Source organism: Snodgrassella alvi (genome assembly GCF_002777425.1).
GTDB lineage: Bacteria > Pseudomonadota > Gammaproteobacteria > Burkholderiales > Neisseriaceae > Snodgrassella > Snodgrassella alvi_B.
In genome coordinates, this window is record NZ_MDVC01000055.1 from 50,186 (window position 1) to 74,638 (window position 24,453).

Consider the following 24,453-nt stretch of genomic DNA (forward strand, 5'->3'; position numbering starts at 1 on the left):
TTTTCATTTTAAAGAAACGATAACTTGATTAGAATAAGAATAATATTTTATGCCTGCATGACGTAGGCAAGCATAACGGAGTAAATATGCAGCTAACCGATTTATTGGCCTTCGGCGTTAAAAATAAAGCTTCCGACTTGCATCTGAGTGCTGGTCTGCCTCCTATGATACGTGTTAATGGTGATATTCGCCGTATCAATCTGCCTGAACAGAGTGCAGAAGAAGTAGGCAAAATGATTGCTTCTATCATGAACGATTATCAGCGCAAAGATTATCAGCAAAATCTGGAAACTGACTTTTCATTCGAATTGCCCAATGTATCGCGGTTTCGTGTCAATGCTTTTAACACCGAGCGTGGCCCCGCTGCCGTTATGCGTACCATTCCCAGTAAAGTTCTCACACTGGAGGAACTTAGGGCACCAGCAATTTTTCAGAAAATCGCAGAGAAGCCGCGTGGATTGGTGCTGGTAACAGGCCCTACTGGTTCCGGTAAATCAACCACGCTGGCCGCAATGATTGATTACATCAACAATAATGATGCTGGCCATATTCTAACAATTGAAGATCCGATTGAGTTTGTGCACCAGAGTAAAAAGTCGTTGGTAAACCAGCGTGAATTGCATCAGCATACACATAGTTTCGCTAATGCTCTGCGTTCAGCTCTGCGTGAAGACCCGGATGTGATTCTGGTGGGGGAAATGCGTGACCCAGAAACCATTGGTTTGGCTTTAACTGCTGCTGAAACCGGCCACCTTGTGTTTGGTACTTTGCATACTACAGGTGCAGCCAAAACAATTGACCGTATTGTGGACGTATTCCCCGCAGGTGAAAAAGAAATGGTTCGTTCCATGCTGTCAGAAAGCTTGCAGGCAGTGATTTCCCAAACTCTGCTGAAAACCAAGGATGGCAATGGTCGTGTGGCTGCTCATGAAATCATGATCAGTACACCAGCAGTACGTAATCTGATTCGTGAAAATAAAATTGCCCAGATTAATTCTACTTTGCAGACCGGACAGAAATTCGGGATGCAGACACTGGATCAGTGTTTACAGCAACTGTTGCGCGAAGGTCGCATCAATCTGGAGATTGCCCGTTCCAAAGCGGCGAATCCAGACCAGTTGGTAGGATAATTCTCTTTCGTTTTTATTCAGGAAAGCATGTTGCCATGGGTGTGCAGAAAGACTCCGCCAAAGAGTCAGGTTTATCTGATTTACTCGCAGATATGGTTAACCATTATCAACATCCCGCCGCTACCACAGCGACGGCTTCCCCAACTTCCAGCGCAGTAGTTACGCCGGTTGTTCCCACTGCTGTATCGGAGCAACCGGTGTCACAGGTTTCGCCAGTTAAAGAAAAGGCAACAGTACCAGTTGCAGAAAAGATACTAGCTCCTGAGATCGATAAAACAGTAAAATCCAGAAATATAATGCCAAAATCATACACAACAGATGTCAGTACAAGTGCCCCTGCCACTCTGGAGCGGGAAACTATCCATATACATCCGGTACTGGAAAAAATGGCTGCGGAAGCTGTACGTCTGAATGCCGCAGATATCTTTATCAGCCCGGGCTTTCCGCCGTCCTGGAAAGTTGATGGCAAAATCGTGCCAGCCCCAACCAAGCCTTTAACCGGAGAAGAAACTGCTAAAATTGCCATGTCAACCATGACAACGGCTCAACGTCAGCGGTTTATGGTAGAACTGGATTTGAACTACTCCATAATTGCTAAAAATGGCGTGCGTTTCAGGGTTAATGCTTATCATGAACAGAGTCGGGTTGGCTTGGTGTTGCGCCGGATTACCACCGATATTCCTACTACCGAAAGCCTTTTTCTGCCGAAAGTGCTGAATGAACTGGTGATGAAAAAACGTGGTCTGATTATTCTGGCAGGCCCTACCGGTAGCGGTAAATCCACCACCATGGCTGCCATGCTGGACTATCGCAATGCCAATTCCGCCGGTCATATTCTGACTATTGAAGATCCAATTGAATATATCCACAAACCTAAGAAAAGTATTATTACCCACCGTGAAGTAGGTGTGGATACGCTAAGCTGGGACAATGCCATGCAAAGCGCCCTGCGTGAAGCACCTGATGTTGTCTGTGTGGGCGAGGTGCGCAGTGATGAAAGCATGGCGTATGCCTTGAAACTGGCGCAAACCGGTCACCTGTGTTTCTTTACCGTGCATGCCAGCAGTGCCAATCAGGCCATTGAGCGTATTCTGAATTTCTATCCCGAAGAACAGCATAAACAAGTGCTGATGGATTTGGCGCTGAATCTGGTATGCATTATCGGCCAGCGTTTGGCCACGAAAAAAGGTGGAAGAGGCCGCCGTGCCGTGATTGACCTGTTAATCAATACAGCTACTGTTCAGGACTATATCTACAAAGGCAAATTAATGCAGATAAAAGAACTGATGGCCAAATCAGGTAATGATGGTATGCAAACTTTTGATCAGTGTCTGTTTCAGCTATATGCTGATGGTATCATAGATTTTGAAGAAGCTTTGCGCCAAGCTGATTCACCTAATGATTTACGCTTGCGGATTAATTTGTATGAGCAGGGTGAAAAAGGTGCAGCAATCTTCAATACAGGGGCAGAGCTGAACCTGATTTAGATCGATATAAATCCAGTTAATTTCTTGTTAACCTTACAATTTTATTCAGGCAAAGCTACCAGCTTTGCCTGTTGTATTATAGGCTGTAAATCATCCAGCCTGTGAACTGTATCACGGGATAGTAAAGCACCATGAAAGCTATGATTCTGGCTGCCGGACGCGGCGAACGTATGCGGCCGCTTACCGATACCATTCCCAAGCCCTTGCTGAACGTGGGTAGAATACCATTAATCGGCCATCATTTGCAGCGCTTACAGGCTGCTGGTTTCCGCGATATTGTGATTAATCATGCGTGGCTGGGACAACAAATCGAAGCCACTCTGGGTACAGGATGTGCCTACGGAGTGAATATTCGTTATTCAGCTGAAAAAGAAGGTGGTCTGGAAACTGCCGGCGGGATTGCCACTGCCTTACCTCTACTTGGCTGTAAGCCGTTTCTAGTTATTAACGGCGATGTATTAACCGATATAGATTTTGCACAGGCCTTAAAGATCGGTGAAAGAATACAACAAACGGGTAAGCTGGCGCATTTATGGCTGGTTGATAACCCGAAACATCATCCAGAAGGTGATTTTAGCCTAACCCAAACAGGGGATGTAACCGAACAACAACCTTATAATCCGACATTAACCTTTAGTGGCGTTGGCGTTTATCATCCAGCCTTATTTAATAATATTCAGCCACACACTCGGGCTAGACTGGCACCTTTATTGCGTACTGCCATGCAGACAGATCAGGTTAGTGGCGAATATCATGCTGGCTACTGGCTGGATGTGGGAACAGTAGAAAGATTGAATCAGGCCAATCAATGGGTTATTGAAAGTGGTGGCGAATAATTAACAAGTCTGTCCAATATACGGTAACATTATTTATTCAACTGGCGGATATTCGTTTTTACAGGATATTTGATTTTCCTGCCAGTACTAATCCTTGTTTTTCCGCGATTAAGCAGTAGTATAAGCATGCAAACACAGCAGTCTGAGCAAACCACTATCCGTATTTTAGGTGTCGATCCCGGGAGTCGTGTTACCGGTTTTGGGGTTATTGATGTCATTGGCCGCCAGCACATCTACGTTGCCTCTGGCTGTATTAAAACTGCTGCGGGCGCTACTTTAGCTGAGCGTATCCGGGTGATTGTGCGCAATTTACAAGAAGTTATATCTACCTATCAACCTACCCAAACTGCTATAGAACAGGTATTTGTCAATGTTAATCCGGCGGCCACTCTCGTATTGGGACAGGCGCGGGGCGCGGCAATAGCCGCACTGACACTGGGCGAATTACCGGTATTTGAATACACTGCCCTGCAAGTAAAGCAGGCAGTAGTGGGGCAGGGTAAAGCGGCCAAAGAACAGGTACAGCATATGGTAGTACAAATGCTGTCCCTGTCTGGTACACCGCAGGCTGATGCTGCGGATGCGCTGGCTGTTGCACTAACTCATGCATTACGCAATTACAGCCTCGCCTCCAGAATTCAGCAGGGACTAACCATTAAATCCGGTCGCTTCCGTTAAATCCTGTGAGCCACACAACATCCCACCGCTTTAAGGTGGTTGGTCTGCGCATTGAGCAAAATTAATCATCCTGCCTGACCTTTGCTCCGAAAAGACAAGATAATAATCAATCCCAATTACTGTGTGTCTTAAACCTATAAGGCAGTAGGTGGCAGATAAATTGTAAATTCATTAATCGGTTGAAGCAGCACACTATACGGGTGCTGTTGTTCATCTTCATTAACCAGTTTCATTCGGCTTAGCAAGCCAAATCGTGCCGATTCAAGTTTGGCTGGTTTCACGTCCAGACGATCATGCCAAACCCGGTAAGTACCCAATTTACCATTGCGGCGGTAATAAAAACCCGCCAGCGGGTGAGTCAGATAAACCAGTGCGGTTTCGCTATCAGGAAAACCCTGAAAATGAAATTCCTGATCAGGTTGCTGGCTTAATTGTACCTGAGCGGGTGCCCAATCTGCCTGTGTATGCATTTCATAGTGCCGGTAGCAGCCAGAATGCTGGTCAAAATCACAATTAAAACTCATTTTGCCTGGGTGCCACGGTAGCTTCCACACATGGCGAGGTACCATAATGGTCCACGAATCCAAGGTTGTACCCAAAAACCAGACACAGCGTTCCCCAGTAGTGGCATCAATGATGTAAATCCGGTAATTGGTTTGCCCCATGGTGAAAACAGGAAAAGGATAAACTGCCGAGGTAAAATCCACATCCATAAAGGGTACCACTGATAGCAAACCTTTTTCCTGACCATCAATCATGACACTATCTAGCTGGAAACGTGGCGGGAATAATCCGGCAAACTTATGTGCATCAACGGCATAAGTAATAATGGCAAAATGTTTCAACTTACAGTCTACATCAATTCCAGATGGTGCCGGTCGTGGATGCAAAAAATCCTTGAATTTAAGTGACGTTAGCATATATATACCTTTGATCCTTATCCCGAAAGTCTAAACATCATCAAATTACCGTGGTGTTCACATGATTAAGTATACATATATGTGTTTACAAAAACAAACATAAATTTATACATTTTTAGATTGATAATAACTGGATGAGCAAAGTTTTAATTTATATTTCAAATAAAAAATTTTAATTTTGATTTGAAATATAAATTAGGATCCATAATAATTAAATAAATTAATAATTTATATTGGATAAGTTGATAATTATATTTAATATAAATAATATTCGGCCACTATATTTAAATAATCAATTGTTCTATAAACTTACTTTTGTCATAATTAATAAAATATTTAATGTAAGATAATGTAAATGAATGAGCAAGAGCGCTGTGCATGGATTGAGCTGGCTTTAACTCCATATATAGGCAGCGAAACATTTCTGCGCCTACTGAACCATTTTGGTTCAGCACAAGCCATACTGTCTGCAAATATTGCTGAAATTAAACCTTTCCTGCTTCGCACGCAGGCTAGCCGGTACTGGCGTAGTGACGAGGCCAGACAGGCTGCAGAAGCCGCCCTGACATGGGAGCAATCCCATGCCGATGCCCGGCTGTTATTGCTGACCGATAATGATTATCCAACACTGCTAACTGAAGGACTGACACCACCGCCATTATTATTTATCCGTGGCAACAGCCAATGCCTGCACCAGCCATCACTAGCCATAGTCGGCAGCCGCCATGCAACACCACAGGCAATGCGCATCGCCCGTGATTTTGCCAAGGCACTAGCACAAAAGGGAATTGCCGTTATCTCCGGAATGGCCGATGGTATTGATACTGCTGCCCATCAGGGTGCATTGTTGGGTACAGGGGGCACCATTGCTGTCTGGGGCACCGGAATTGACCGTGTGTATCCGGCACGCAACAAGGCTCTGGCTGCACAGATTGCTGCACATGGCTGCATTATTTCTGAATTTCCGTTAGGTACCCGTTCTTTGGCAGGTAATTTTCCCCGACGCAATCGCTTGATTGCGGCACTGAGTCAGGGTACGCTAGTAATAGAGGCTGCAACCGAATCAGGTTCATTAATTACCGCACGTCTGGCAGGTGAAATGGGTCGGGAAGTCATGGCGATACCGGGCTCGATTGATAATCCTTTAAGTAAAGGCTGTCACGCACTGATTAAACAGGGGGCCAGACTGGTAGAAAATCTGGAGGATATTCTGCAGGAATGCCCTTTACTCTTGCAAAAACCGCATTTGCAATCATATAGCAGCCAATCTACCCCACAAGTATCCTCAATCAGTACGCCATCCTCAAGCATTGGTAATCCTGAAGATTTATCATTGGCCAGTGCGCCTGTGTCTGCACTCAGCCCGATGGAACAGCAGATTCTGGCCGGACTGGGTTACAGTGTGGTTCACCCGGACACACTGGTTACAACACTTGGCATGGCTGCAACAGATGTGTATGCTCATCTGGTAGCACTGGAACTTGGTGGCTGGATTACTGCCCTGCCGGGCGGTTGTTATCAACGCATTAAATCTTGAAAGGAAAGCAAATGATTGATGTAATAGCGTTTTTGATTGAGCACTTTCAAGACGTTGATGCATTCCCTCCGCGTAAAGATCTGGGTGCACTGCTGGAAGAAGTAGGTTTCAATGATGAAGAAATTGGTGACGCATTATCGTGTCTGGATTATTTGCGTTTTGAACCAGTGATTCCGGCAGAAATATTACGCAGCAGTACAGGGACACGCATTTACAATAATGAAGAACTGGATGCACTGCCTCTGGATGTACGTGGTCTGATACATTTTCTGGAGCAGAATGGCGCACTTAAGCCAGAGCAGCGCGAATTTGTACTCAACGCCCTGATGAACTTACCTTACGAAGACATCACGGTAGATCATGCCAAAGTGTTAGCTTTGTTGGTATTATGGGCACATCGTTCAGAATTACCGGTACTAATCGGCGATGAATTAATGGCTGCACTTAATGGTGAGGCCATAATGCAGTAAAATTACTGACAGCGATACAGTATTTGAAAGCTTTCAGTCAGTACGTCTGAAAGCTTTTTGCTTTGTCCAAGCGTATTTATTAGAATAAACCAGACTAACAACATATCACAAATACTTAAATTACGAATGTGAGCCTGAACGAATGGCAAAAAACCTGTTGATTGTTGAATCTCCATCTAAAGCCAAGACGCTGAAAAAATATTTAGGCAGCGATTTTGAAATTCTGGCTTCTTATGGCCATGTGCGCGATCTGGTGCCCAAAAGTGGTGCCGTGGATCCAGAAAATGACTTTGCCATGAAATATCAGCTTGTCAGCCGCAATGCCAAACATCTGGATGCCATTGTTGCTGCGGCCAAAGAAGCAGATGCACTGTATCTGGCTACCGACCCGGATAGGGAAGGTGAAGCCATTTCCTGGCATTTACAGGAGATACTCAAATCCAAGCGTGGGTTGAAAAACCTGCATCCAAAGCGGGTAGTATTCCATGAAGTAACCAAAAAAGCCGTGCTGGAGGCCGTTGCTCATCCGCGTGAACTGTCACAAACACTGGTAGATGCACAACAGACACGACGAGCACTGGATTATCTGGTTGGCTTTAATCTGTCGCCACTATTATGGAAAAAAATTCGCCGTGGTTTGTCTGCTGGCAGAGTACAAAGTCCGGCGTTACGCATGATTTGTGAGCGTGAGCAGGAAATCCGCGAATTTACTGCCCAGGAATACTGGACTGTACATCTGGACAGCCATAAGGCGCGTACCAAATTTACCGCCAAATTAACCCACTGGCAGGGGCAGAAACTGGAACAGTTTGATATCCCAGATGAAGCCCAGCAGCAGGAAATTGTAAATGCACTGGACGGACAGCAGGCACATGTGTCCAAAGTGGAAAAGAAAAAGCGCAGCCGGAATCCAGCTGCTCCTTTTACCACTTCAACCATGCAACAGGAAGCAGTACGCAAGCTGAGCATGACCACAGACCGTACTATGCGTACTGCCCAGCAATTATATGAAGGGGTGGATGTCGGACAGGGTGCAGTGGGGCTGATTACCTACATGCGTACCGACTCAGTTAGCCTGTCTGACGATGCCGTAGTTGAAATACGTCATTATATTGACAACAAAATTGGCAGCGAATATCTGCCATCTGCACCGAAGATTTACAAAACCAAATCCAAAAATGCACAGGAAGCGCACGAAGCTATTCGCCCAACCTCAGTCTATCGTACGCCAGAAGAAGTAAAACCTTTCCTGACTGCTGACCAGTTTCGCCTGTATCAGATGATCTGGCAGCGTGCAGTGGCCTGCCAAATGGCGCCTGCCCGTTTTGATACTACCAGCGTCGATATTGTAGTTGGTAAAGGTATCTTCCGAGTAACCGGTCAGGTACAGACTTTTGCCGGTTTTCTCAGCGTATACGAAGAAGGCGTGGACGACAGCGAAGATGAAGAAAATGCCAAAAAATTGCCAGAACTGCATGAAGGCGACAATCTGCCGGTCGACAGAATTTTTGGCGAACAGCATTTTACCCAGCCACCACCACGTTACTCTGAAGCCAGTCTGGTTAAAGCACTGGAAGAATATGGTATCGGCCGGCCATCAACCTATGCCAGTATTATTTCCACGCTGAAAGAACGTGAATACGTTACTCTGGAACAGAAGCGTTTTCTGCCTACTGATACCGGTGAAGTAGTCAACAAATTCCTGACTGAGCATTTCGGCCAGTATGTAGATTACAATTTTACTGCCAGACTGGAAAACCAGCTGGATGACATTGCCGGCGGCAAACGGGAATGGAAGCCAGTAATGCAACAATTCTGGAAAGGATTTGACAAAGAAATCAAGGCCAAGGAAGATATTCCGCGTGCAGAGCTCACCGCCGAAAATCTGGATGAAATCTGCCCAAAATGTAGTGCACACCAATTACAGATTAAATTTGGTAAACGGGGTCGTTTTATAGCATGTAGCGGCTACCCAGAGTGTGACTACACCCGTAACGTTAATGAAACTGCCGAAGAAGCGGCCAAGGCGGCAGAAGAGCCTACCGTAGTAGAAGGGCGCAACTGTCCGAAGTGTGAAGGACAGCTGGTTTACAAGCGCGGACGTTATGGCAAATTCATTGGTTGTGCCAATTATCCAAAATGTAAATATATTGAGCCACTGGAAAAACCCAAAGATACCGGCATTGAATGTCCGAAATGCCATAAAGGCAACCTCATTGAGCGTAAAAGCCGCTATGGAAAGCTATTTTATAGTTGTAACACCTATCCGGATTGTGACTATGCAGTGTGGAATCCACCAATTAATGAGCCCTGTCCGCAATGTAGTTGGCCAATATTAACCATCAAAACCACCAAGCGACGTGGCACTGAAAAAGTGTGTCCGCAAAAAGAATGTGGTTATACGGAACAAATTGAACCGCCTGCACCAAAAGAATAAAACAGGCACCTCAAAGTAATTAAATTTATCGAGACTTTCAGAATGCCTGAAAGTCTTTTTTATCGGAGTAAACTCACGTGGCAAAAGTACAGCAACAGCATCGCAATCAGGTGCGTATCATTGGTGGCACACACCGGGGTCGTAAATTAACCTTTCCGGCTGCTGATGGCCTGCGCCCGACTGCCGATAGTGTGCGTGAACGTCTGTTTAACTGGCTAGGACAGGACTTAACTGGTATGGCTGTACTGGATCTTTTTGCCGGTAGCGGAGTGATGGGGCTGGAAGCTGCTTCCAGAAGAGCCAGAACAGTTACCCTGATAGAAAAAAATCGTCAGGTGGCTGCTGCAATAAAAAACAATCTGCAACAATTGAATTTTAGTCAGGTAGTGCTCATCTGTACTGATGCACAGAGTTTTCTCGCGAATAACCGTCAGCATTTTGACGTAGTGTTTCTTGATCCGCCTTATGTCTGGCAGCAATGGCATGAGCTCTTAGACGCCATTGTCCCGCATCTGCAGCCACAGGCACGTGTCTATCTGGAAAGCAGCACATTACCCACATTACCATCAGGCTGGCAGCTGCTGCGAGAGGGAAAGTCAGGTATAAGCCGTTTTGAATTATTAACTTACCGCAACGAATAGATGGCATAAACAGATAGCTGCTAACCGGGGTAGAGGCAAAATAATGTTATAATCCGCGCCCAATGGTTTTGAGTTAAATTTAACGATAAAGGAAAAATATGTCACTCTTGATAACAGATGAGTGCATTAACTGCGATGTGTGCGAGCCCGAGTGCCCAAACAACGCTATTTATCAGGGTGATGAGATTTATGAAATCACCCCGGAGCGTTGTACCCAGTGTGTTGGACATTATGATGAGCCACAGTGCCAGCAGGTTTGCCCGGTAGACTGCATCATCATTGATGAAGAGCACCCTGAAAGCGAAGCAGAGCTGGAAGCGAAATATCAGCAGCTAATGGCAGAAAAGGAGTAAATTTATTCCGGCTGAAATGCATTTGAAACAGTTAATTATTATTTTGGGCAAAAAAAATTGCTCAATAGACTTGACGAAGATGCAAATGAACATTATCATGCCGTTCTCTTTTGGAGGGATTCCCGAGCGGCCAAAGGGGGCAGACTGTAAATCTGTTGCGAAAGCTTCGAAGGTTCGAATCCTTCTCCCTCCACCAAAATTCCAGTCTTACTTGGAGTAGTTTTTAAGTAAGTATGCGGGTGTAGCTCAATGGTAGAGCAGAAGCCTTCCAAGCTTACGGTGAGGGTTCGATTCCCTTCACCCGCTCCAGATAAGTAAATACCGCCGTATGCCCATGTAGCTCAGGGGTAGAGCACTCCCTTGGTAAGGGAGAGGCCGACAGTTCAATTCTGTCCATGGGCACCACCTGAATTAAACTAATCATCTTTAGATAGGAAGTAGCCATGGCTAAAGAAAAATTCGAGCGGAGCAAACCGCACGTAAACGTTGGCACCATCGGTCACGTTGACCATGGTAAAACCACACTGACCGCTGCAATTTGTACCATTCTGTCCAAAAAATTTGGTGGTGCAGCGAAAGCCTACGATCAGATTGACAATGCCCCGGAAGAAAAAGCCCGTGGTATTACCATTAATACTTCACACGTAGAATACGAAACCGCAGAGCGTCACTATGCACACGTTGACTGCCCGGGACACGCTGACTACGTGAAAAACATGATTACCGGTGCTGCACAGATGGACGGCGCCATTCTGGTGGTTTCTGCTGCTGACGGTCCGATGCCACAAACTCGTGAGCACATCCTGCTGGCTCGTCAGGTAGGCGTACCTTACATCATCGTTTACATGAACAAATGCGACATGGTAGACGACGAAGAGTTGCTGGAACTGGTAGAAATGGAAATCCGTGATCTGCTGTCTAGCTACGAATTCCCTGGTGACGACATTCCATTGATTAAAGGTTCTGCACTGAAAGCACTGGAAGGTGATACTTCTGATATCGGTGAAGCTTCAATCATGGCTTTGGCAGATGCATTAGACAGCTACATTCCTACTCCGGAACGTGCTGTAGACAAACCATTCCTGTTGCCGATTGAAGACGTATTCTCAATTTCAGGCCGTGGTACCGTGGTTACTGGCCGTGTAGAACGTGGTGTAATCAATGTAGGCGACGAAATTGAAATCGTAGGTCTGAAAGAGACCCAAAAAACCACCTGTACCGGTGTGGAAATGTTCCGCAAATTGCTGGATCAAGGTCAGGCGGGTGACAACGTAGGTGTATTGTTGCGTGGTACCAAACGTGAAGAAGTAGAACGTGGTCAGGTATTGGCAAAACCGGGCAGCATCACTCCGCACACCAAATTCAAAGCAGAAGTTTACGTATTGAGCAAAGAAGAAGGTGGTCGTCATACTCCATTCTTCGCAAACTACCGCCCACAATTCTATTTCCGTACTACTGACGTAACAGGAGCAGTAAGTCTGGCAGAGGGCGTGGAAATGGTAATGCCAGGTGAAAACGTAACCATCGATGTAGAATTGATTCACCCGATTGCGATGGAAGAAGGCTTGCGCTTTGCGATTCGTGAAGGTGGCCGTACAGTTGGTGCCGGTGTGGTTGCTAAAGTTATCGCTTAAAGTTTTGTAGGCCAGTAGCTCAATTGGTAGAGTATCGGTCTCCAAAACCGAGGGTTGGGGGTTCGAGACCCTCCTGGCCTGCCAAAAATCAGACTAATCGGCCATAGGTCGGTTAGTCTTTTTTGTATTAATCAAAAGGTGGTTGTATGGACAACAAAACATCGAAAGATGTGGGAACCAAAACCAAAGCGCAATTAAAAGCTGAAGCCAGACAACAGCAGCAATTGGAAATCAAACGCAACAAGCGTTTTGATTTTCTCAAATATATCCTATCAGCCATACTAATTGCCGCTGGTATCATGGCATTCTATGCTTTGAATGCGCAATTACCACTTTACATCCGTTATCTGTTTCCATTAGTAGGAGTAGTAGCGGCCATCGTAATCGTATTTTTCTGGAGTACTGGCGGGCGTGAGCTGACTGCCTATGTGCGTGACAGTGTGTCGGAAGCCAGGAAAGTAGTGTGGCCCGAGCGCAATGAAGCATTGCGCATGACCTTGTTTGTACTAATATTTGTAGCTGTCTTGTCGATATTTATTTGGGGTGTTGACAGCCTGATTTCATGGTTGTTATTCGACATCTTTATGAAGAGGAGTTAATCATGGCAAAACAGTGGTACGTTGTACACGCTTATTCCGGTTTTGAAAAAAATGTCCAGAAAACCTTGAAAGAGCGCATTGAGCGCGAAGGAATGGGTGAGTATTTTGGTCAGATACTGGTGCCGGTTGAAGAAGTGGTGGATATAAAAAATGGTCGCCGCAGTATTACCGAACGCAAATTTTTTCCGGGTTATGTACTGGTAGAAATGGACATGACCGATGCTTCATGGCATCTGGTAAAAAATACCCCGCGTGTAACCGGCTTTATTGGTGGAACAGCCAATAAACCATTACCTATTTCTGCTCGTGAGGTGGATGCTATTTTGCATCAGGTGCAAAGCGGCGTGGAAAAACCAAAACCAAAAGTACTGTTTGATGTTGGCCAGCAGGTACGCGTGAATGAAGGGCCATTCAAAGACTTTAACGGCGTTGTCGAAGAAGTCAATTACGAGCGTAACAAATTACGCGTTGCAGTACAGATATTTGGTCGTGAAACACCAGTGGAGCTGGAATTTTCTCAGGTAGAGAAAATTTAACAGCAAGAATACAACACAACTTAACCTGTGCTTGTAAGGGAAAGAAATTTTCTTTATAATCACGGGTCTTGCTTTTGGGAAGCAGCAAATGCTGCGTCATACCCGTTTATTTGGAGTCTAAATCAAGTGGCAAAAAAAATTGTAGGCTACATCAAACTGCAGATTCCTGCAGGTAAAGCCAATCCATCTCCTCCGGTAGGCCCTGCTTTGGGTCAACGCGGTTTGAATATCATGGAATTCTGTAAAGCATTTAATGCTGCTACACAAAATGTAGAGCCTGGCTTACCGGTTCCGGTAGTGATTACTGCATTTGCAGATAAATCATTTACCTTTGTGATGAAAACTCCGCCAGCTTCTATTTTGCTGAAAAAAGCAGCTGGTTTGCAAAAAGGTAGCTCTAATCCGCTGACACAAAAAGTGGGTAAAGTGACCCGTGCACAACTGGAAGAAATTGCCAAGGCCAAAGAGCCTGATTTAACTGCTGCGGATCTGGATGCAGCTGTGCGCACCATCGCTGGTAGTGCCCGTTCAATGGGTTTAGATGTGGAGGGTGTGTAAATGGCAAAACTTTCTAAACGTATGCAGGCTATTCGCGCTGCTGTAGAAACCAATAAATTGTATACTATTGATGAAGCATTAAATCTGGTAAAAGCAAATGCCACCGCCAAATTTGATGAGTCTATTGATGTGTCTTTCAATTTGGGTGTGGATGCACGTAAATCTGATCAGGTAATCCGTGGTTCAGTAGTACTGCCTAAAGGTACAGGTAAAACTGTGCGCGTGGCTGTATTTACTCAGGGTGCCAATGCCGAAGCTGCCAAAGCAGCTGGTGCTGACGTGGTTGGTTTTGATGATCTGGCTGCTGAAGTAAAAGCAGGCAATCTGAACTTCGACGTGGTTATTGCTTCTCCTGATGCCATGCGTGTGGTTGGTCAGCTGGGTACCATTCTGGGCCCGCGTGGTCTGATGCCAAACCCTAAAGTAGGTACTGTAACGCCTAATGTTGCTGAAGCTGTAAAAAATGCCAAGGCTGGTCAGGTACAGTATCGTACTGACAAAGCTGGTATTGTTCATGCAACTATTGGCCGTGCTTCTTTTGAAGCTGCTGATCTGCGTGAAAACTTCAATGCTCTTCTGGATGCAATTGTTAAAGCCAAACCTGCTGCTGCAAAAGGCCAATATCTGCGTAAAATCGCAGTATCCAGCACCATGGGTGCAGGCTTGCGTATTGACAGTGCCTCTGTAAATAGCTAAGAAGCATATTACTACTGGCAGTCTGTTTCATTTCAGACTGCCATCAAAATTCATATAAGTGTGTCACATTTATATGTCGGGCTACTTAGAAATAAGTAGATGTCCAAGACCGTAGGGAATCTGTGCTGATAATGCAGATTTTAAAAATTACCCTACGCAGACGGTAGTCCCAGATAATCTTGTGTAAGCTCTGCTTACGGATGTCTTTTTGGGTTGCCGCGCTGGGTGGAGTAATACTTGTATTGCTCTGTTTAAAAACAGTGGGAGGTAGACCTTGAGTCTCAATATTGAAACCAAGCAAGCAGCCGTAGCCGAAATTGCAGCAGCCATCGCTAATGCACAAACTATGGTTATTGCCGAGTATCGTGGTATCAGTGTTGCTAGCATGACCGAACTGCGTGCCAATGCTCGTAAGGCAGGTGTATACCTGCATGTGTTGAAAAACACATTAGCCCGTCGCGCTGTTGAAGGTACTTCATTCGCAGGCCTGGCTGACCAGATGGTTGGTCCTTTGGTTTATGCGGTATCTGAAGACCCGGTTGCTGCTGCAAAAGTACTGCACCAGTTCTCGAAAAAAGATGAAAAAATCGTGCTGAAAGCAGGCTCATATAATGGTGAGTTGCTTGATGTTGCTCAGGTTACAGAACTTGCTTCTATTCCGAGCCGCGACGAATTGCTGGCGAAATTGCTGGGTATTATGCAAGCACCTGTTTCTGGCTTTGCCCGTGCACTTGCTGCTCTGGCCGAGAAAAAAGCTGGCGAAGAAGCTGCATAATTTTCATCCCTTATATATTTAAATTTTCATTCTCAATTATTGGAGTTTAATAGCATGGCTATTACTAAAGAAGACATCTTGGAAGCAGTTGGTAACCTGACCGTTATGGAATTGAACGACCTGGTTAAAGCTTTTGAAGAAAAATTCGGTGTTTCTGCAGCTGCTCTGGCTGTTGCTGGTGGTGCTGCTGGTGCTGGTGCTGCTGCCGCTGAAGAAAAAACTGAGTTTGACGTAGTATTGACTTCTGCCGGTGCACAAAAAGTTGGTGTGATTAAAGTTGTTCGTGCCATCACTGGCCTGGGTCTGAAAGAAGCTAAAGATCTGGTTGACGGTGCTCCTAAAACCCTTAAAGAAGGTGTTTCTCAGGCTGAAGCCGACGACATCAAAAAACAACTGGAAGAAGCTGGCGCTTCTGTCGAAATCAAGTAATCTCAGTTGTGTTTTACAGGCTGGTAGCTTAGGCTACCAGCCTGCTTTCGCTTGTCTAACCTAAGTGAAGTTTTATAAATATTTACAAAAATACTAATAATTTACTTAATTTTACTATATTTATTTTGATAGTTGTCTGAGTATTTATAAAACCTTACTTGCCAAACCTCCCTACTGGAGACTGTTCATGTCCTACTCTTTTACTGAAAAAAAACGTATCCGTAAAAGCTTTGCCAAACGTGCCAATGTATTGGAAGTACCGTTTCTATTAGCTACACAGTTGGATTCCTATACGCAGTTTTTGCAGATGGAAACTCCTTTTGACCAACGTGCTGATACTGGTCTTCAGGCAGCCTTCCAGTCTATTTTCCCAATTGTTAGTCATAACGGTTATGCCCGTCTGGAATTTACCCATTATGTGCTAGGTGAACCTCTATTTGATATTCCTGAGTGTCAATTGCGCGGTATTACTTATGCTGCTCCATTGCGTGCGCGAATTCGTCTGGTAATTTTAGACAAAGAGTCATCCAAACCGAATGTGGTTAAAGAAGTTCGCGAAAATGAAGTATACATGGGTGAAATTCCACTGATGACACCTAGTGGTTCATTCATTATCAATGGTACTGAGCGTGTGATTGTGTCGCAGTTGCACCGTTCGCCAGGCGTATTCTTTGAGCATGATCGCGGTAAATCACACTCTTCAGGTAAATTACTGTTTTCTGCTCGTATTATTCCTTACCGTGGTTCATGGCTTGATTTTGAGTTTGATCCGAAAGATCTGCTTTATTTCCGTATTGACCGTCGCCGTAAAATGCCGGTGACAATTTTGCTGAAAGCCCTAGGTTTCACACCGGAACAGATATTGAATATGTTCTATGACAAAGAACAGTATTTCTTATCTAGAGATGGTGTGCACACTAATCTGATACCGTCACGCCTGAAAGGTGAGACTGCCAAATTCGACTTGGTCGATAAAGACGGTAAAATATTGGTACAGAAGGGTAAACGCATCAATGCCAAAAATATTCGTGACATTGTTGCTGCTGACATTAAATGGCTGGAAGTTGAACCGGAAAGCCTGATTGGCAAGGTGCTGGCTGCTGATGTCATTGTGCCTGATACTGGTGAGGTACTCGCTAAAACCAATGATGAAATCACCGAAGAATTACTGGCACAGTTTGATATTCAGGGAGTTAAAGAGATTTCTACTCTGTATATCAATGATCTGGATCAGGGTGGTTATGTTTCCAATACCCTGCGTACGGACGAAACCGAGGGTCAGCAGGCTGCGCGTATTGCCATTTATCGCATGATGCGCCCGGGTGAACCACCAACCGAAGATGCAGTAGAAGCGTTGTTTAACCGTCTGTTTTTCAGCGAAGACAGTTATGACCTGTCACGCGTTGGCCGGATGAAATTCAACACACGTACCTATCAGCAAAAATTGCTGGAAGCACAGCAAGAATCCTGGTATGGCCGCCTGATGACGCAGACTTTTGTCGATGCCGATAAAGAAGGCAACCATGTGCTGACCATTCCAGATATCGTATCTGTAATTGCCACGCTGGTAGAATTACGCAATGGTCATGGTGAAGTGGATGATATTGACCATTTGGGTAACCGTCGCGTGCGTTCGGTTGGTGAGCTGGCTGAAAACCAGTTCCGCAGTGGCTTGTCACGTGTGGAACGTGCCGTAAAAGAACGCCTGAATCAGGCTGAATCAGAAAATCTGATGCCACATGACCTGATTAATGCCAAACCGGTTTCTGCGGCCATTAAGGAATTTTTCGGATCCAGTCAGTTATCACAGTTTATGGACCAGACTAATCCGCTGTCTGAAGTAACCCATAAGCGTCGTGTATCTGCCTTGGGCCCGGGTGGTCTGACCCGTGAACGTGCTGGTTTTGAGGTGCGTGACGTACACCCAACCCACTATGGTCGCGTATGTCCGATTGAAACACCAGAAGGCCCGAATATTGGTTTGATTAATTCACTGGCTGTTTATGCCCGTACCAATAAATATGGTTTTCTGGAAACACCTTATCGCCGTGTAGTGGATGGTAAGGTAACCAATGATATTGACTATCTGTCTGCAATCGAAGAAGGCCGCTTTGTCATTGCTCAGGCTAATGCCGATCTGGATGAAGAAGGCCGTATTATCGGTGATCTGGTAACCTGTCGTGAAAAAGGTGAAACCATTATGGCGACACCAGACCGCGTACAGTATATGGACGTGGCTACCGGTCAGGTGGTTTCTGTAGCGGCTTCTCTGATTCCGTTCCTTGAGCACGATGATGCGAACCGTGCTTTGATGGGTGCCAACATGCAACGTCAGGCAGTACCTTGTCTGCGTGCAGAAAAACCACTGGTAGGTACAGGTATTGAACGCTCAGTTGCAATTGATAGTGCTACTGCTATTGCGGCCAGCCGTGGCGGTGTGGTTGAGTATGTCGATGCCAACCGTGTTGTGGTACGTGTCAATGATGACGAAGCTACCGCTGGTGAAGTAGGTGTGGATATTTACAATCTGGTGAAGTTCACCCGTTCCAACCAGTCTACCAACATCAATCAGCGTCCGGCTGTACAGAAAGGCGACGTTATTGCTCGCGGTGATGTGATTGCCGATGGTGCTTCTACTGATTTGGGTGAGCTGGCACTGGGTCAGAATATGACCATTGCTTTCATGCCATGGAATGGTTACAACTATGAAGACTCAATTCTGATTTCAGAACGGGTAGTTGCTGGCGATCGTTATACTTCCATTCATATCGAAGAATTGAATGTGGTATCCCGTGATACCAAACTGGGTGCGGAAGAAATTACCCGTGATATCCCGAACTTGTCTGAACGCATGCAGAATCGTCTGGATGAGTCTGGTATTGTTTACATCGGTGCTGAAGTAGAAGCCGGTGATGTACTGGTTGGTAAAGTAACACCTAAAGGTGAAACTCAGCTCACTCCAGAAGAAAAACTGTTGCGAGCTATTTTTGGTGAAAAAGCCAGCGATGTAAAAGATACTTCCTTGCGTATGCCTACTGGCATGAGTGGTACCGTTATCGATGTACAGGTATTCACTCGTGAAGGCATTGAACGTGATAAACGTGCCAAAGCGATTATTGATGCTGAGCTGAAACGCTATCGTCAGAATCTGACTGATCAGTTGCGCATTTTCAATGATGATGCATTTGATCGTATTGAACGCCTGATTCTGGGACAAAAGGTTAATGGCGGCCCCTTAAAACTGGCCAAAGGTGCAGAAGTTACTAAAGACTATCTGGCATCATTGCCAAGCCGACACGACTGGTTTGATATTCGTCTGAGCGATGAAAGTATCGCCAAACAGGTAGAGCTGATTAAAGAAAGTTTGCAGGCCAAACATGAAGAATCAGATGCCATGTATGAAATCAAAAAGAAAAAACTCACCCAGGGTGATGAATTGCAACCGGGTGTACAGAAGATGGTTAAGGTATTTATTGCCATTAAACGTCGTCTGAAAGCCGGTGACAAGATGGCTGGTCGCCATGGTAATAAGGGTGTGGTATCGCGCATTCTGCCAGTTGAAGACATGCCGTACATGGCTGATGGCCGTTCAGTGGATATTGTGCTGAACCCGCTGGGTGTGCCAAGTCGTATGAATATCGGTCAGATTCTGGAAGTGCATCTGGGCTGGGCAGCCAAAGGTATTGGTGAACGGATTGACCGCATGCTGGCGGAAAAACGTGCGGCTGATGATATTCGTGCTTTCCTTGAGAAGGTGTACAACAGCAGTGGCAAGAAAGAAGATCTGTCGCAGTTTAATGACGAAGAAATCATCAATCTGGCACAACATCTGCGTAAGGGGATGACTGTAGCTACGCCGGTATTTGATGGTGCGGAAGAATCCGAAATCAAAAACATGCTGGCGCTGGCCTATCCGGAAGACGATCCGGAAATCCAGAAACTGGGTTTCAACGATACCCGTACCCAGATGACACTGTATGATGGCCGTACCGGTGAAGCATTTGACCGTAAGGTAACTGTGGGGGTAATGCACTACCTCAAACTGCATCACTTGGTTGATGAGAAAATGCATGCCCGTTCAACTGGTCCGTACAGTCTGGTAACACAGCAGCCACTAGGTGGTAAAGCTCAGTTTGGTGGTCAGCGTTTTGGTGAGATGGAGGTGTGGGCACTGGAAGCTTATGGTGCTGCTTATACCTTGCAGGAAATGTTGACTGTGAAATCAGATGACGTTACTGGCCGTACCAAAATGTATGAAAACATCGTTAAAGGCGAATACAAGATTGATGCCGGCATGCCGGAATCTTTCAATGTGTTACTGAAAGAGATTCGCTCTTTGGGCTTGGATATGGATTTGGAACGTTACTAACCGACACCGGTCGTATGCAGTGTGTAGATACTGCATGCGGCATCGTCAGGAGCAAATATGAAAGCTTTATCAGACTTATTTAATCCGCTGCAAAATGTCAGTGCCGAAGAAGAATTTGACGCAATCAAAATCGGCATTGCTTCGCCGGATACCATTCGTTCTTGGTCGTACGGTGAAGTGAAAAAGCCGGAAACGATTAACTACCGTACCTTCAAACCGGAACGTGACGGCCTGTTCTGTGCCAAAATTTTTGGCCCGATTAAAGATTATGAATGTTTGTGTGGTAAATACAAACGCCTGAAATTCCGTGGTGTGACCTGTGAAAAATGTGGTGTAGAGGTGACTTTGTCCAAAGTGCGTCGTGAGCGCATGGGGCATATTGAACTGGCTGCACCGGTTGCACATATCTGGTTTCTGAAGTCGCTGCCATCCCGTCTGGGTATGGTATTGGATATGACTTTGCGCGATATCGAACGCATTCTGTATTTTGAAGCCTATGTGGTAACTGACCCTGGTCTGACTTCATTGCAGCCGCGTCAATTGCTCAGTGAAGAAGAATTCATCAACAAATATGAAGAATTTGGTGGTGACTTTGAAGCCAAGATGGGTGCAGAAGGCATTCGCGATTTGTTGCGTGCCATGGATATTGCTCATGAGGTGACTGTACTGCGTCAGGAGCTTGAGTCCACCAGCTCCGACACTAAAATTAAGAAAATTGCTAAACGCTTGAAAGTGTTGGAAGCATTTCAGCGCTCCGGTATGAGACTGGAGTGGATGATTATGGACGTGCTGCCAGTATTGCCACCGGATTTGCGTCCGCTGGTACCGCTGGATGGTGGCCGTTTTGCCACTTCAGATTTGAATGACCTGTATCGCCGCGTCATTAACCGTAATAATCGTTTGAAACGTTTGCTGGAATTGCGTGCACCGGACATCATCGTCCGCAATGAAAAACGCATGTTGCAGGAAGCAGTTGACTCCCTGCTGGACAATGGCCGTCGTGGTAAAGCGATGACTGGTGCCAACAAACGTCCGCTGAAATCATTGGCTGACATGATTAAAGGTAAAGGAGGCCGTTTCCGTCAGAACCTGCTGGGTAAACGTGTCGACTATTCTGGCCGTTCAGTGATTACCGTAGGTCCTTACCTGCGCCTGCACCAATGCGGTCTGCCGAAAAAAATGGCTCTGGAACTGTTCAAACCGTTTATTTTCCACAAACTGGAGCAACTCGACCCAACAGTAACCACCATTAAAAAAGCCAAAAAAATGGTGGAACAGGAAGAGCCGATTGTATGGGATATTCTCGAAGACGTTATTCGTGAACATCCGATTTTGCTCAACCGTGCACCAACCTTGCACCGCTTGGGTATTCAGGCTTTTGAACCGATTCTGATTGAAGGCAAGGCCATTCAGTTGCACCCATTGGTATGTACTGCATTTAATGCCGACTTTGACGGTGACCAGATGGCTGTACACGTGCCATTGAGTCTGGAAGCGCAAATGGAAGCGCGCACCCTGATGCTGGCTTCCAACAATGTGTTGTCGCCAGCCAATGGTGACCCGATTATCGTACCGTCACAGGATATCGTATTGGGTCTGTACTATATGACCCGCGACAAAATTAATGGTAAGGGCGAAGGCAGCCTGTTTGCCGATGTGAAGGAAGTACACCGCGCCTATCAGACTCGTCAGGTAGAGCTGGGTACCAAAATTACTGTGCGTTTGCGCGAATGGGTGAAAAACGGTCAGGACGAATTTGTACCAGTAGTAAACCGCTACGAAACTACAGTAGGTCGTGCGCTGCTGTCAGAAATCCTGCCAAAAGGTCTGTCATTCGAGCATATTAATAAAACGCTGAAGAAAAAAGAAATTTCCAAGCTGATTAATGCTTCGTTCCGCCGTTGTGGCTTGCGCGATACAGTGATTTTTGCCGACCATCTGATGTATACCGGTTATGCATTCTCAACCCGTGCCGGCATCTCAATCTGTGTTGACGATATGTTGGTACCGGAAAGCAAACCGCAGTTTCTGGCAGAAGCTAATGCCGAAGTGAAAGAGATTGAAGACCAGTATCGTCAAGGTTTGGTAACCAATGGCGAACGCTACAATAAAGTAGTCGATATCTGGGGTCGTACCGGTGACAAGATCGCCAAAGCGATGATGGATAATCTGTCTACCCAGAAAGTAGTTGACCGCGAAGGTAATCTGGTTGATCAGGAATCGTTCAACTCCATCTACATGATGGCCGATTCCGGTGCCCGTGGTTCTGCGGCACAGATTAAACAGTTATCAGGTATGCGCGGCTTGATGGCAAAACCTGATGGTTCCATTATTGAAACACCGATTACCTCCAACTTCCGTGAGGGTTTGACGGTATTGCAGTACTTTATTTCTACCCACGGTGCGCGTAAAGGTCTGGCCGATACCGCATTGAAAACCGCTAACTCCGGTTATCTGACCCGTCGTCTGGTAGACGTAACTCAGGACTTGGTAGTGGTAGAAGATGATTGTGGTACCAATGATGGCTTTGTCATGAAAGCTGTGGTACAGGGCGGTGATATTATCGAATCACTGCGCGACCGCGTACTGGGCCGAGTGACTGCTGAAGACGTGGTGGATCCGACCAGCGGTGAGACACTTGTGGACGCCGGTACCCTGCTAAACGAAAGTCTGGTGGATTTGATTGACAATTCCGGCGTCGATGAAATTAAAGTACGCACGCCGATTACCTGTAAAACCCGCCATGGTTTATGTGCCAAATGTTACGGACGTGACCTAGCACGCGGTAAACTGGTGAATGCTGGTGAATCCGTGGGCGTGATTGCAGCGCAATCCATTGGTGAACCGGGTACCCAGTTAACCATGCGTACCTTCCACATTGGTGGTGCCGCTTCACGAGCAGCTGCTGCCAGTCAGGTAGAAGCAAAATCAGGTGGTACTGTGCGCTTCTCCAGCCAGATGCGTTATGTAGCCAATAACAAGGGTGAGCTGGTAGTAATCGGCCGCTCATCTGAAATCGTGATACATGATGATATCGGTCGTGAGCGTGAACGCCATAAAGTACCTTACGGTGCTTTGTTGCAGGCCAAAGATGGCGGTGTGGTGAAAGCTGGCCAGACTCTGGCTACCTGGGATCCGCATACCCGTCCGATGATTACCGAGTTTGCAGGTCGTGTTCGCTTTGAGAATATCGAAGAAGGCGTGACTGTAGCGAAACAAACCGACGATGTAACCGGTTTGTCCACCTTGGTGGTAATTGATGGTAAACGTCGCTCGTCTACCCAGTCCAAACTGTTGCGTCCAACTGTAAAACTCTTGGATGAAAAAGGCGAAGAAATTCGCATGGCTGGTAGTGAAACCGCTGTTTCCATGGCTTTCCCGGTAGGTGCGGTGATTACCGTACGCGAAGGACAGGAAGTAGGTAAGGGCGATGTGCTGGCGCGTATTCCGCAGGCTTCATCCAAAACCCGCGATATTACCGGTGGTTTGCCACGCGTGGCTGAGTTGTTTGAAGCACGTACCCCTAAAGATGTGGGCATGCTGGCAGAAGTAACCGGTACTGTATCCTTTGGTAAAGAAACCAAGGGTAAACAGCGTCTGATCATCACTGATGCAGATGGTGTTGCCTATGAGACCTTGATTTCTAAAGAAAAACAGGTGCTAGTACATGATGGTCAGGTAGTTAACCGTGGTGAAGTGATTGTTGACGGTGCGGTAGATCCACACGATATTCTGCGCTTGCAGGGTATTGAAGCACTGGCGCGTTACATCGTGCAGGAAGTACAGGAAGTGTATCGTCTGCAAGGTGTGAAGATTTCCGACAAGCATATCGAAGTGATTATTCGCCAGATGTTGCGTCGAGTGAATATCGCTGATGCTGGTGACAGCCACTTCATTACCGGTGAGCAGGTTGAACGCGGTGATGTCATGATCGCCAATGAAAAACTGCTGGCCGAAGGTAAGGAACCGGTACGCTTTGATAACGTATTGCTTGGTATTACCAAAGCATCGTTATCTACTGATTCCTTTATCTCTGCGGCTTCCTTCCAGGAAACTACACGTGTACTGACTGAAGCAGCAATTATGGGCAAACGCGATGATTTACGCGGCCTGAAAGAAAATGTGATTGTAGGTCGTCTGATTCCGGCCGGTACTGGTCTGACTTACCATCGCAGCCGTCGTCAGAAATGGCAGGAACAGGTAGCTGCTGAAGCGGCTGATAAAAGCGAATAAGCTTGAATTACTGTTGTAACCAAAACAAAACCGCTGAGTGTCTTTCAGCGGTTTTGTTTTGTGTATGAATCCTTACATTGTTGTTTTTCTGATGAATTAAATAGAATTAAAATTTGATTATCTTGACCAGCAATG

General features: G+C 46.0%; 19 protein-coding genes and 4 tRNA genes. 22 read left to right on the forward strand and 1 reads right to left on the reverse strand.

Translation table 11 applies throughout. From position 1 onward, the window contains the following. The first annotated feature begins 86 nt into the window (after nucleotides 1-86). The 4 genes from BGI33_RS04620 (at nucleotide 87) to ruvC (ending at nucleotide 4,131) form a co-directional block, all read left to right on the forward strand. Entirely contained in the window at nucleotides 87-1,130 is a 1,044-nt protein-coding gene (locus BGI33_RS04620) for a type IV pilus twitching motility protein PilT (protein ID WP_100090157.1), read from the forward strand. A gap of 296 nt (nucleotides 1,131-1,426) precedes the next feature. Next, entirely contained in the window at nucleotides 1,427-2,617 is a 1,191-nt protein-coding gene (locus BGI33_RS04625) for a PilT/PilU family type 4a pilus ATPase (protein WP_100090197.1), read from the forward strand. Between the two features lie 131 nt (nucleotides 2,618-2,748). After that, a complete protein-coding gene (murU, locus tag BGI33_RS04630; protein WP_100090158.1) occupies nucleotides 2,749-3,453 on the forward strand; it encodes an N-acetylmuramate alpha-1-phosphate uridylyltransferase MurU in 705 nt (234 codons plus the stop codon). Nucleotides 3,454-3,579: 126 nt separating this feature from the next. Beyond that, entirely contained in the window at nucleotides 3,580-4,131 is a 552-nt protein-coding gene (gene ruvC / locus BGI33_RS04635; protein ID WP_100090159.1) for a crossover junction endodeoxyribonuclease RuvC, read from the forward strand. A 134-nt stretch (nucleotides 4,132-4,265) separates the two neighbouring features. Here the strand turns inward: ruvC and BGI33_RS04640 are convergent, their stop codons facing one another. Next, nucleotides 4,266-5,051, reverse strand: a complete 786-nt coding sequence (locus tag BGI33_RS04640; protein WP_100090160.1) for a DUF2071 domain-containing protein — start codon at nucleotides 5,049-5,051, stop codon at nucleotides 4,266-4,268. 355 nt (nucleotides 5,052-5,406) lie between these two features. On the opposite strand from BGI33_RS04640, the gene dprA reads away from it, so the two are divergent. The 18 genes from dprA (at nucleotide 5,407) to rpoC (ending at nucleotide 24,318) form a co-directional block, all read left to right on the forward strand. Further along, nucleotides 5,407-6,588 carry a DNA-processing protein DprA gene (dprA, locus tag BGI33_RS04645; protein WP_100090161.1) on the forward strand — a complete coding sequence of 394 codons (1,182 nt, stop codon included), beginning with the start codon at nucleotides 5,407-5,409 and terminating at the stop codon, nucleotides 6,586-6,588. Between the two features lie 11 nt (nucleotides 6,589-6,599). Then, nucleotides 6,600-7,058, forward strand: a complete 459-nt coding sequence (locus BGI33_RS04650) for a DUF494 family protein (RefSeq protein WP_100090162.1) — start codon at nucleotides 6,600-6,602, stop codon at nucleotides 7,056-7,058. Nucleotides 7,059-7,200: 142 nt separating this feature from the next. After that, the gene (gene topA, locus BGI33_RS04655; protein WP_100090163.1) at nucleotides 7,201-9,495 is read left to right on the forward strand and encodes a type I DNA topoisomerase; all 2,295 of its coding nucleotides are present in this window, start codon (nucleotides 7,201-7,203) and stop codon (nucleotides 9,493-9,495) included. A gap of 77 nt (nucleotides 9,496-9,572) precedes the next feature. Further along, nucleotides 9,573-10,136, forward strand: a complete 564-nt coding sequence (gene rsmD, locus BGI33_RS04660; protein WP_100090164.1) for a 16S rRNA (guanine(966)-N(2))-methyltransferase RsmD — start codon at nucleotides 9,573-9,575, stop codon at nucleotides 10,134-10,136. Nucleotides 10,137-10,234: 98 nt separating this feature from the next. After that, nucleotides 10,235-10,489, forward strand: coding sequence for a YfhL family 4Fe-4S dicluster ferredoxin (locus BGI33_RS04665; protein ID WP_100090165.1), 255 nt, complete (start codon nucleotides 10,235-10,237; stop codon nucleotides 10,487-10,489). 112 nt (nucleotides 10,490-10,601) lie between these two features. Further along, nucleotides 10,602-10,685 (forward strand) — tRNA-Tyr (locus BGI33_RS04670). A 39-nt stretch (nucleotides 10,686-10,724) separates the two neighbouring features. Beyond that, a tRNA-Gly gene (locus BGI33_RS04675) sits at nucleotides 10,725-10,798 on the forward strand. Nucleotides 10,799-10,819: 21 nt separating this feature from the next. Further along, nucleotides 10,820-10,894, forward strand: a tRNA-Thr gene (locus tag BGI33_RS04680). A 38-nt stretch (nucleotides 10,895-10,932) separates the two neighbouring features. Beyond that, nucleotides 10,933-12,123 (forward strand): elongation factor Tu, encoded by a 1,191-nt coding sequence (gene tuf, locus BGI33_RS04685; RefSeq protein ID WP_100090166.1) that lies wholly within the window; start codon nucleotides 10,933-10,935, stop codon nucleotides 12,121-12,123. 8 nt (nucleotides 12,124-12,131) lie between these two features. Continuing rightward, a tRNA-Trp gene (locus BGI33_RS04690) sits at nucleotides 12,132-12,207 on the forward strand. 62 nt (nucleotides 12,208-12,269) lie between these two features. Next, nucleotides 12,270-12,722 carry a preprotein translocase subunit SecE gene (secE, locus tag BGI33_RS04695; RefSeq protein ID WP_100090167.1) on the forward strand — a complete coding sequence of 151 codons (453 nt, stop codon included), beginning with the start codon at nucleotides 12,270-12,272 and terminating at the stop codon, nucleotides 12,720-12,722. A 2-nt stretch (nucleotides 12,723-12,724) separates the two neighbouring features. Next, nucleotides 12,725-13,258, forward strand: a complete 534-nt coding sequence (gene nusG, locus BGI33_RS04700; protein WP_025329893.1) for a transcription termination/antitermination protein NusG — start codon at nucleotides 12,725-12,727, stop codon at nucleotides 13,256-13,258. A 126-nt stretch (nucleotides 13,259-13,384) separates the two neighbouring features. After that, nucleotides 13,385-13,816, forward strand: a complete 432-nt coding sequence (rplK, locus tag BGI33_RS04705) for a 50S ribosomal protein L11 (RefSeq protein ID WP_037406890.1) — start codon at nucleotides 13,385-13,387, stop codon at nucleotides 13,814-13,816. After that, nucleotides 13,817-14,512 carry a 50S ribosomal protein L1 gene (rplA, locus tag BGI33_RS04710; RefSeq protein ID WP_100090168.1) on the forward strand — a complete coding sequence of 232 codons (696 nt, stop codon included), beginning with the start codon at nucleotides 13,817-13,819 and terminating at the stop codon, nucleotides 14,510-14,512. Between the two features lie 274 nt (nucleotides 14,513-14,786). Further along, nucleotides 14,787-15,287 (forward strand): 50S ribosomal protein L10, encoded by a 501-nt coding sequence (gene rplJ, locus BGI33_RS04715; protein WP_100090169.1) that lies wholly within the window; start codon nucleotides 14,787-14,789, stop codon nucleotides 15,285-15,287. Nucleotides 15,288-15,341: 54 nt separating this feature from the next. Next, nucleotides 15,342-15,716, forward strand: a complete 375-nt coding sequence (gene rplL, locus BGI33_RS04720; protein WP_100090170.1) for a 50S ribosomal protein L7/L12 — start codon at nucleotides 15,342-15,344, stop codon at nucleotides 15,714-15,716. A 187-nt stretch (nucleotides 15,717-15,903) separates the two neighbouring features. Further along, nucleotides 15,904-20,085, forward strand: coding sequence for a DNA-directed RNA polymerase subunit beta (gene rpoB, locus BGI33_RS04725; RefSeq protein WP_100090171.1), 4,182 nt, complete (start codon nucleotides 15,904-15,906; stop codon nucleotides 20,083-20,085). Between the two features lie 57 nt (nucleotides 20,086-20,142). Next, complete coding sequence (gene rpoC, locus BGI33_RS04730) at nucleotides 20,143-24,318, forward strand: DNA-directed RNA polymerase subunit beta' (protein WP_100090172.1); 4,176 nt, start codon at nucleotides 20,143-20,145, stop codon at nucleotides 24,316-24,318. Nucleotides 24,319-24,453 lie beyond the last annotated feature (135 nt).

What these genes read in the sequence shown, in the direction of transcription:
- rpoC (WP_100090172.1), top strand. Translation starts at nt 20,143, where the DNA reads ATGAAAGCTTTATCAGACTTATTTAATCCGCTGCAAAATGTCAGTGCC.
- BGI33_RS04665 (WP_100090165.1), top strand. Translation starts at nt 10,235, where the DNA reads ATGTCACTCTTGATAACAGATGAGTGCATTAACTGCGATGTGTGCGAG.
- BGI33_RS04625 (WP_100090197.1), top strand. Translation starts at nt 1,427, where the DNA reads ATGCCAAAATCATACACAACAGATGTCAGTACAAGTGCCCCTGCCACT.
- rpoB (WP_100090171.1), top strand. Translation starts at nt 15,904, where the DNA reads ATGTCCTACTCTTTTACTGAAAAAAAACGTATCCGTAAAAGCTTTGCC.
- tuf (WP_100090166.1), top strand. Translation starts at nt 10,933, where the DNA reads ATGGCTAAAGAAAAATTCGAGCGGAGCAAACCGCACGTAAACGTTGGC.
- rplL (WP_100090170.1), top strand. Translation starts at nt 15,342, where the DNA reads ATGGCTATTACTAAAGAAGACATCTTGGAAGCAGTTGGTAACCTGACC.
- ruvC (WP_100090159.1), top strand. Translation starts at nt 3,580, where the DNA reads ATGCAAACACAGCAGTCTGAGCAAACCACTATCCGTATTTTAGGTGTC.
- nusG (WP_025329893.1), top strand. Translation starts at nt 12,725, where the DNA reads ATGGCAAAACAGTGGTACGTTGTACACGCTTATTCCGGTTTTGAAAAA.
- murU (WP_100090158.1), top strand. Translation starts at nt 2,749, where the DNA reads ATGAAAGCTATGATTCTGGCTGCCGGACGCGGCGAACGTATGCGGCCG.
- BGI33_RS04620 (WP_100090157.1), top strand. Translation starts at nt 87, where the DNA reads ATGCAGCTAACCGATTTATTGGCCTTCGGCGTTAAAAATAAAGCTTCC.
- BGI33_RS04650 (WP_100090162.1), top strand. Translation starts at nt 6,600, where the DNA reads ATGATTGATGTAATAGCGTTTTTGATTGAGCACTTTCAAGACGTTGAT.
- secE (WP_100090167.1), top strand. Translation starts at nt 12,270, where the DNA reads ATGGACAACAAAACATCGAAAGATGTGGGAACCAAAACCAAAGCGCAA.
- dprA (WP_100090161.1), top strand. Translation starts at nt 5,407, where the DNA reads ATGAATGAGCAAGAGCGCTGTGCATGGATTGAGCTGGCTTTAACTCCA.
- rplA (WP_100090168.1), top strand. Translation starts at nt 13,817, where the DNA reads ATGGCAAAACTTTCTAAACGTATGCAGGCTATTCGCGCTGCTGTAGAA.
- topA (WP_100090163.1), top strand. Translation starts at nt 7,201, where the DNA reads ATGGCAAAAAACCTGTTGATTGTTGAATCTCCATCTAAAGCCAAGACG.
- BGI33_RS04640 (WP_100090160.1), bottom strand. Translation starts at nt 5,051, where the DNA reads ATGCTAACGTCACTTAAATTCAAGGATTTTTTGCATCCACGACCGGCA.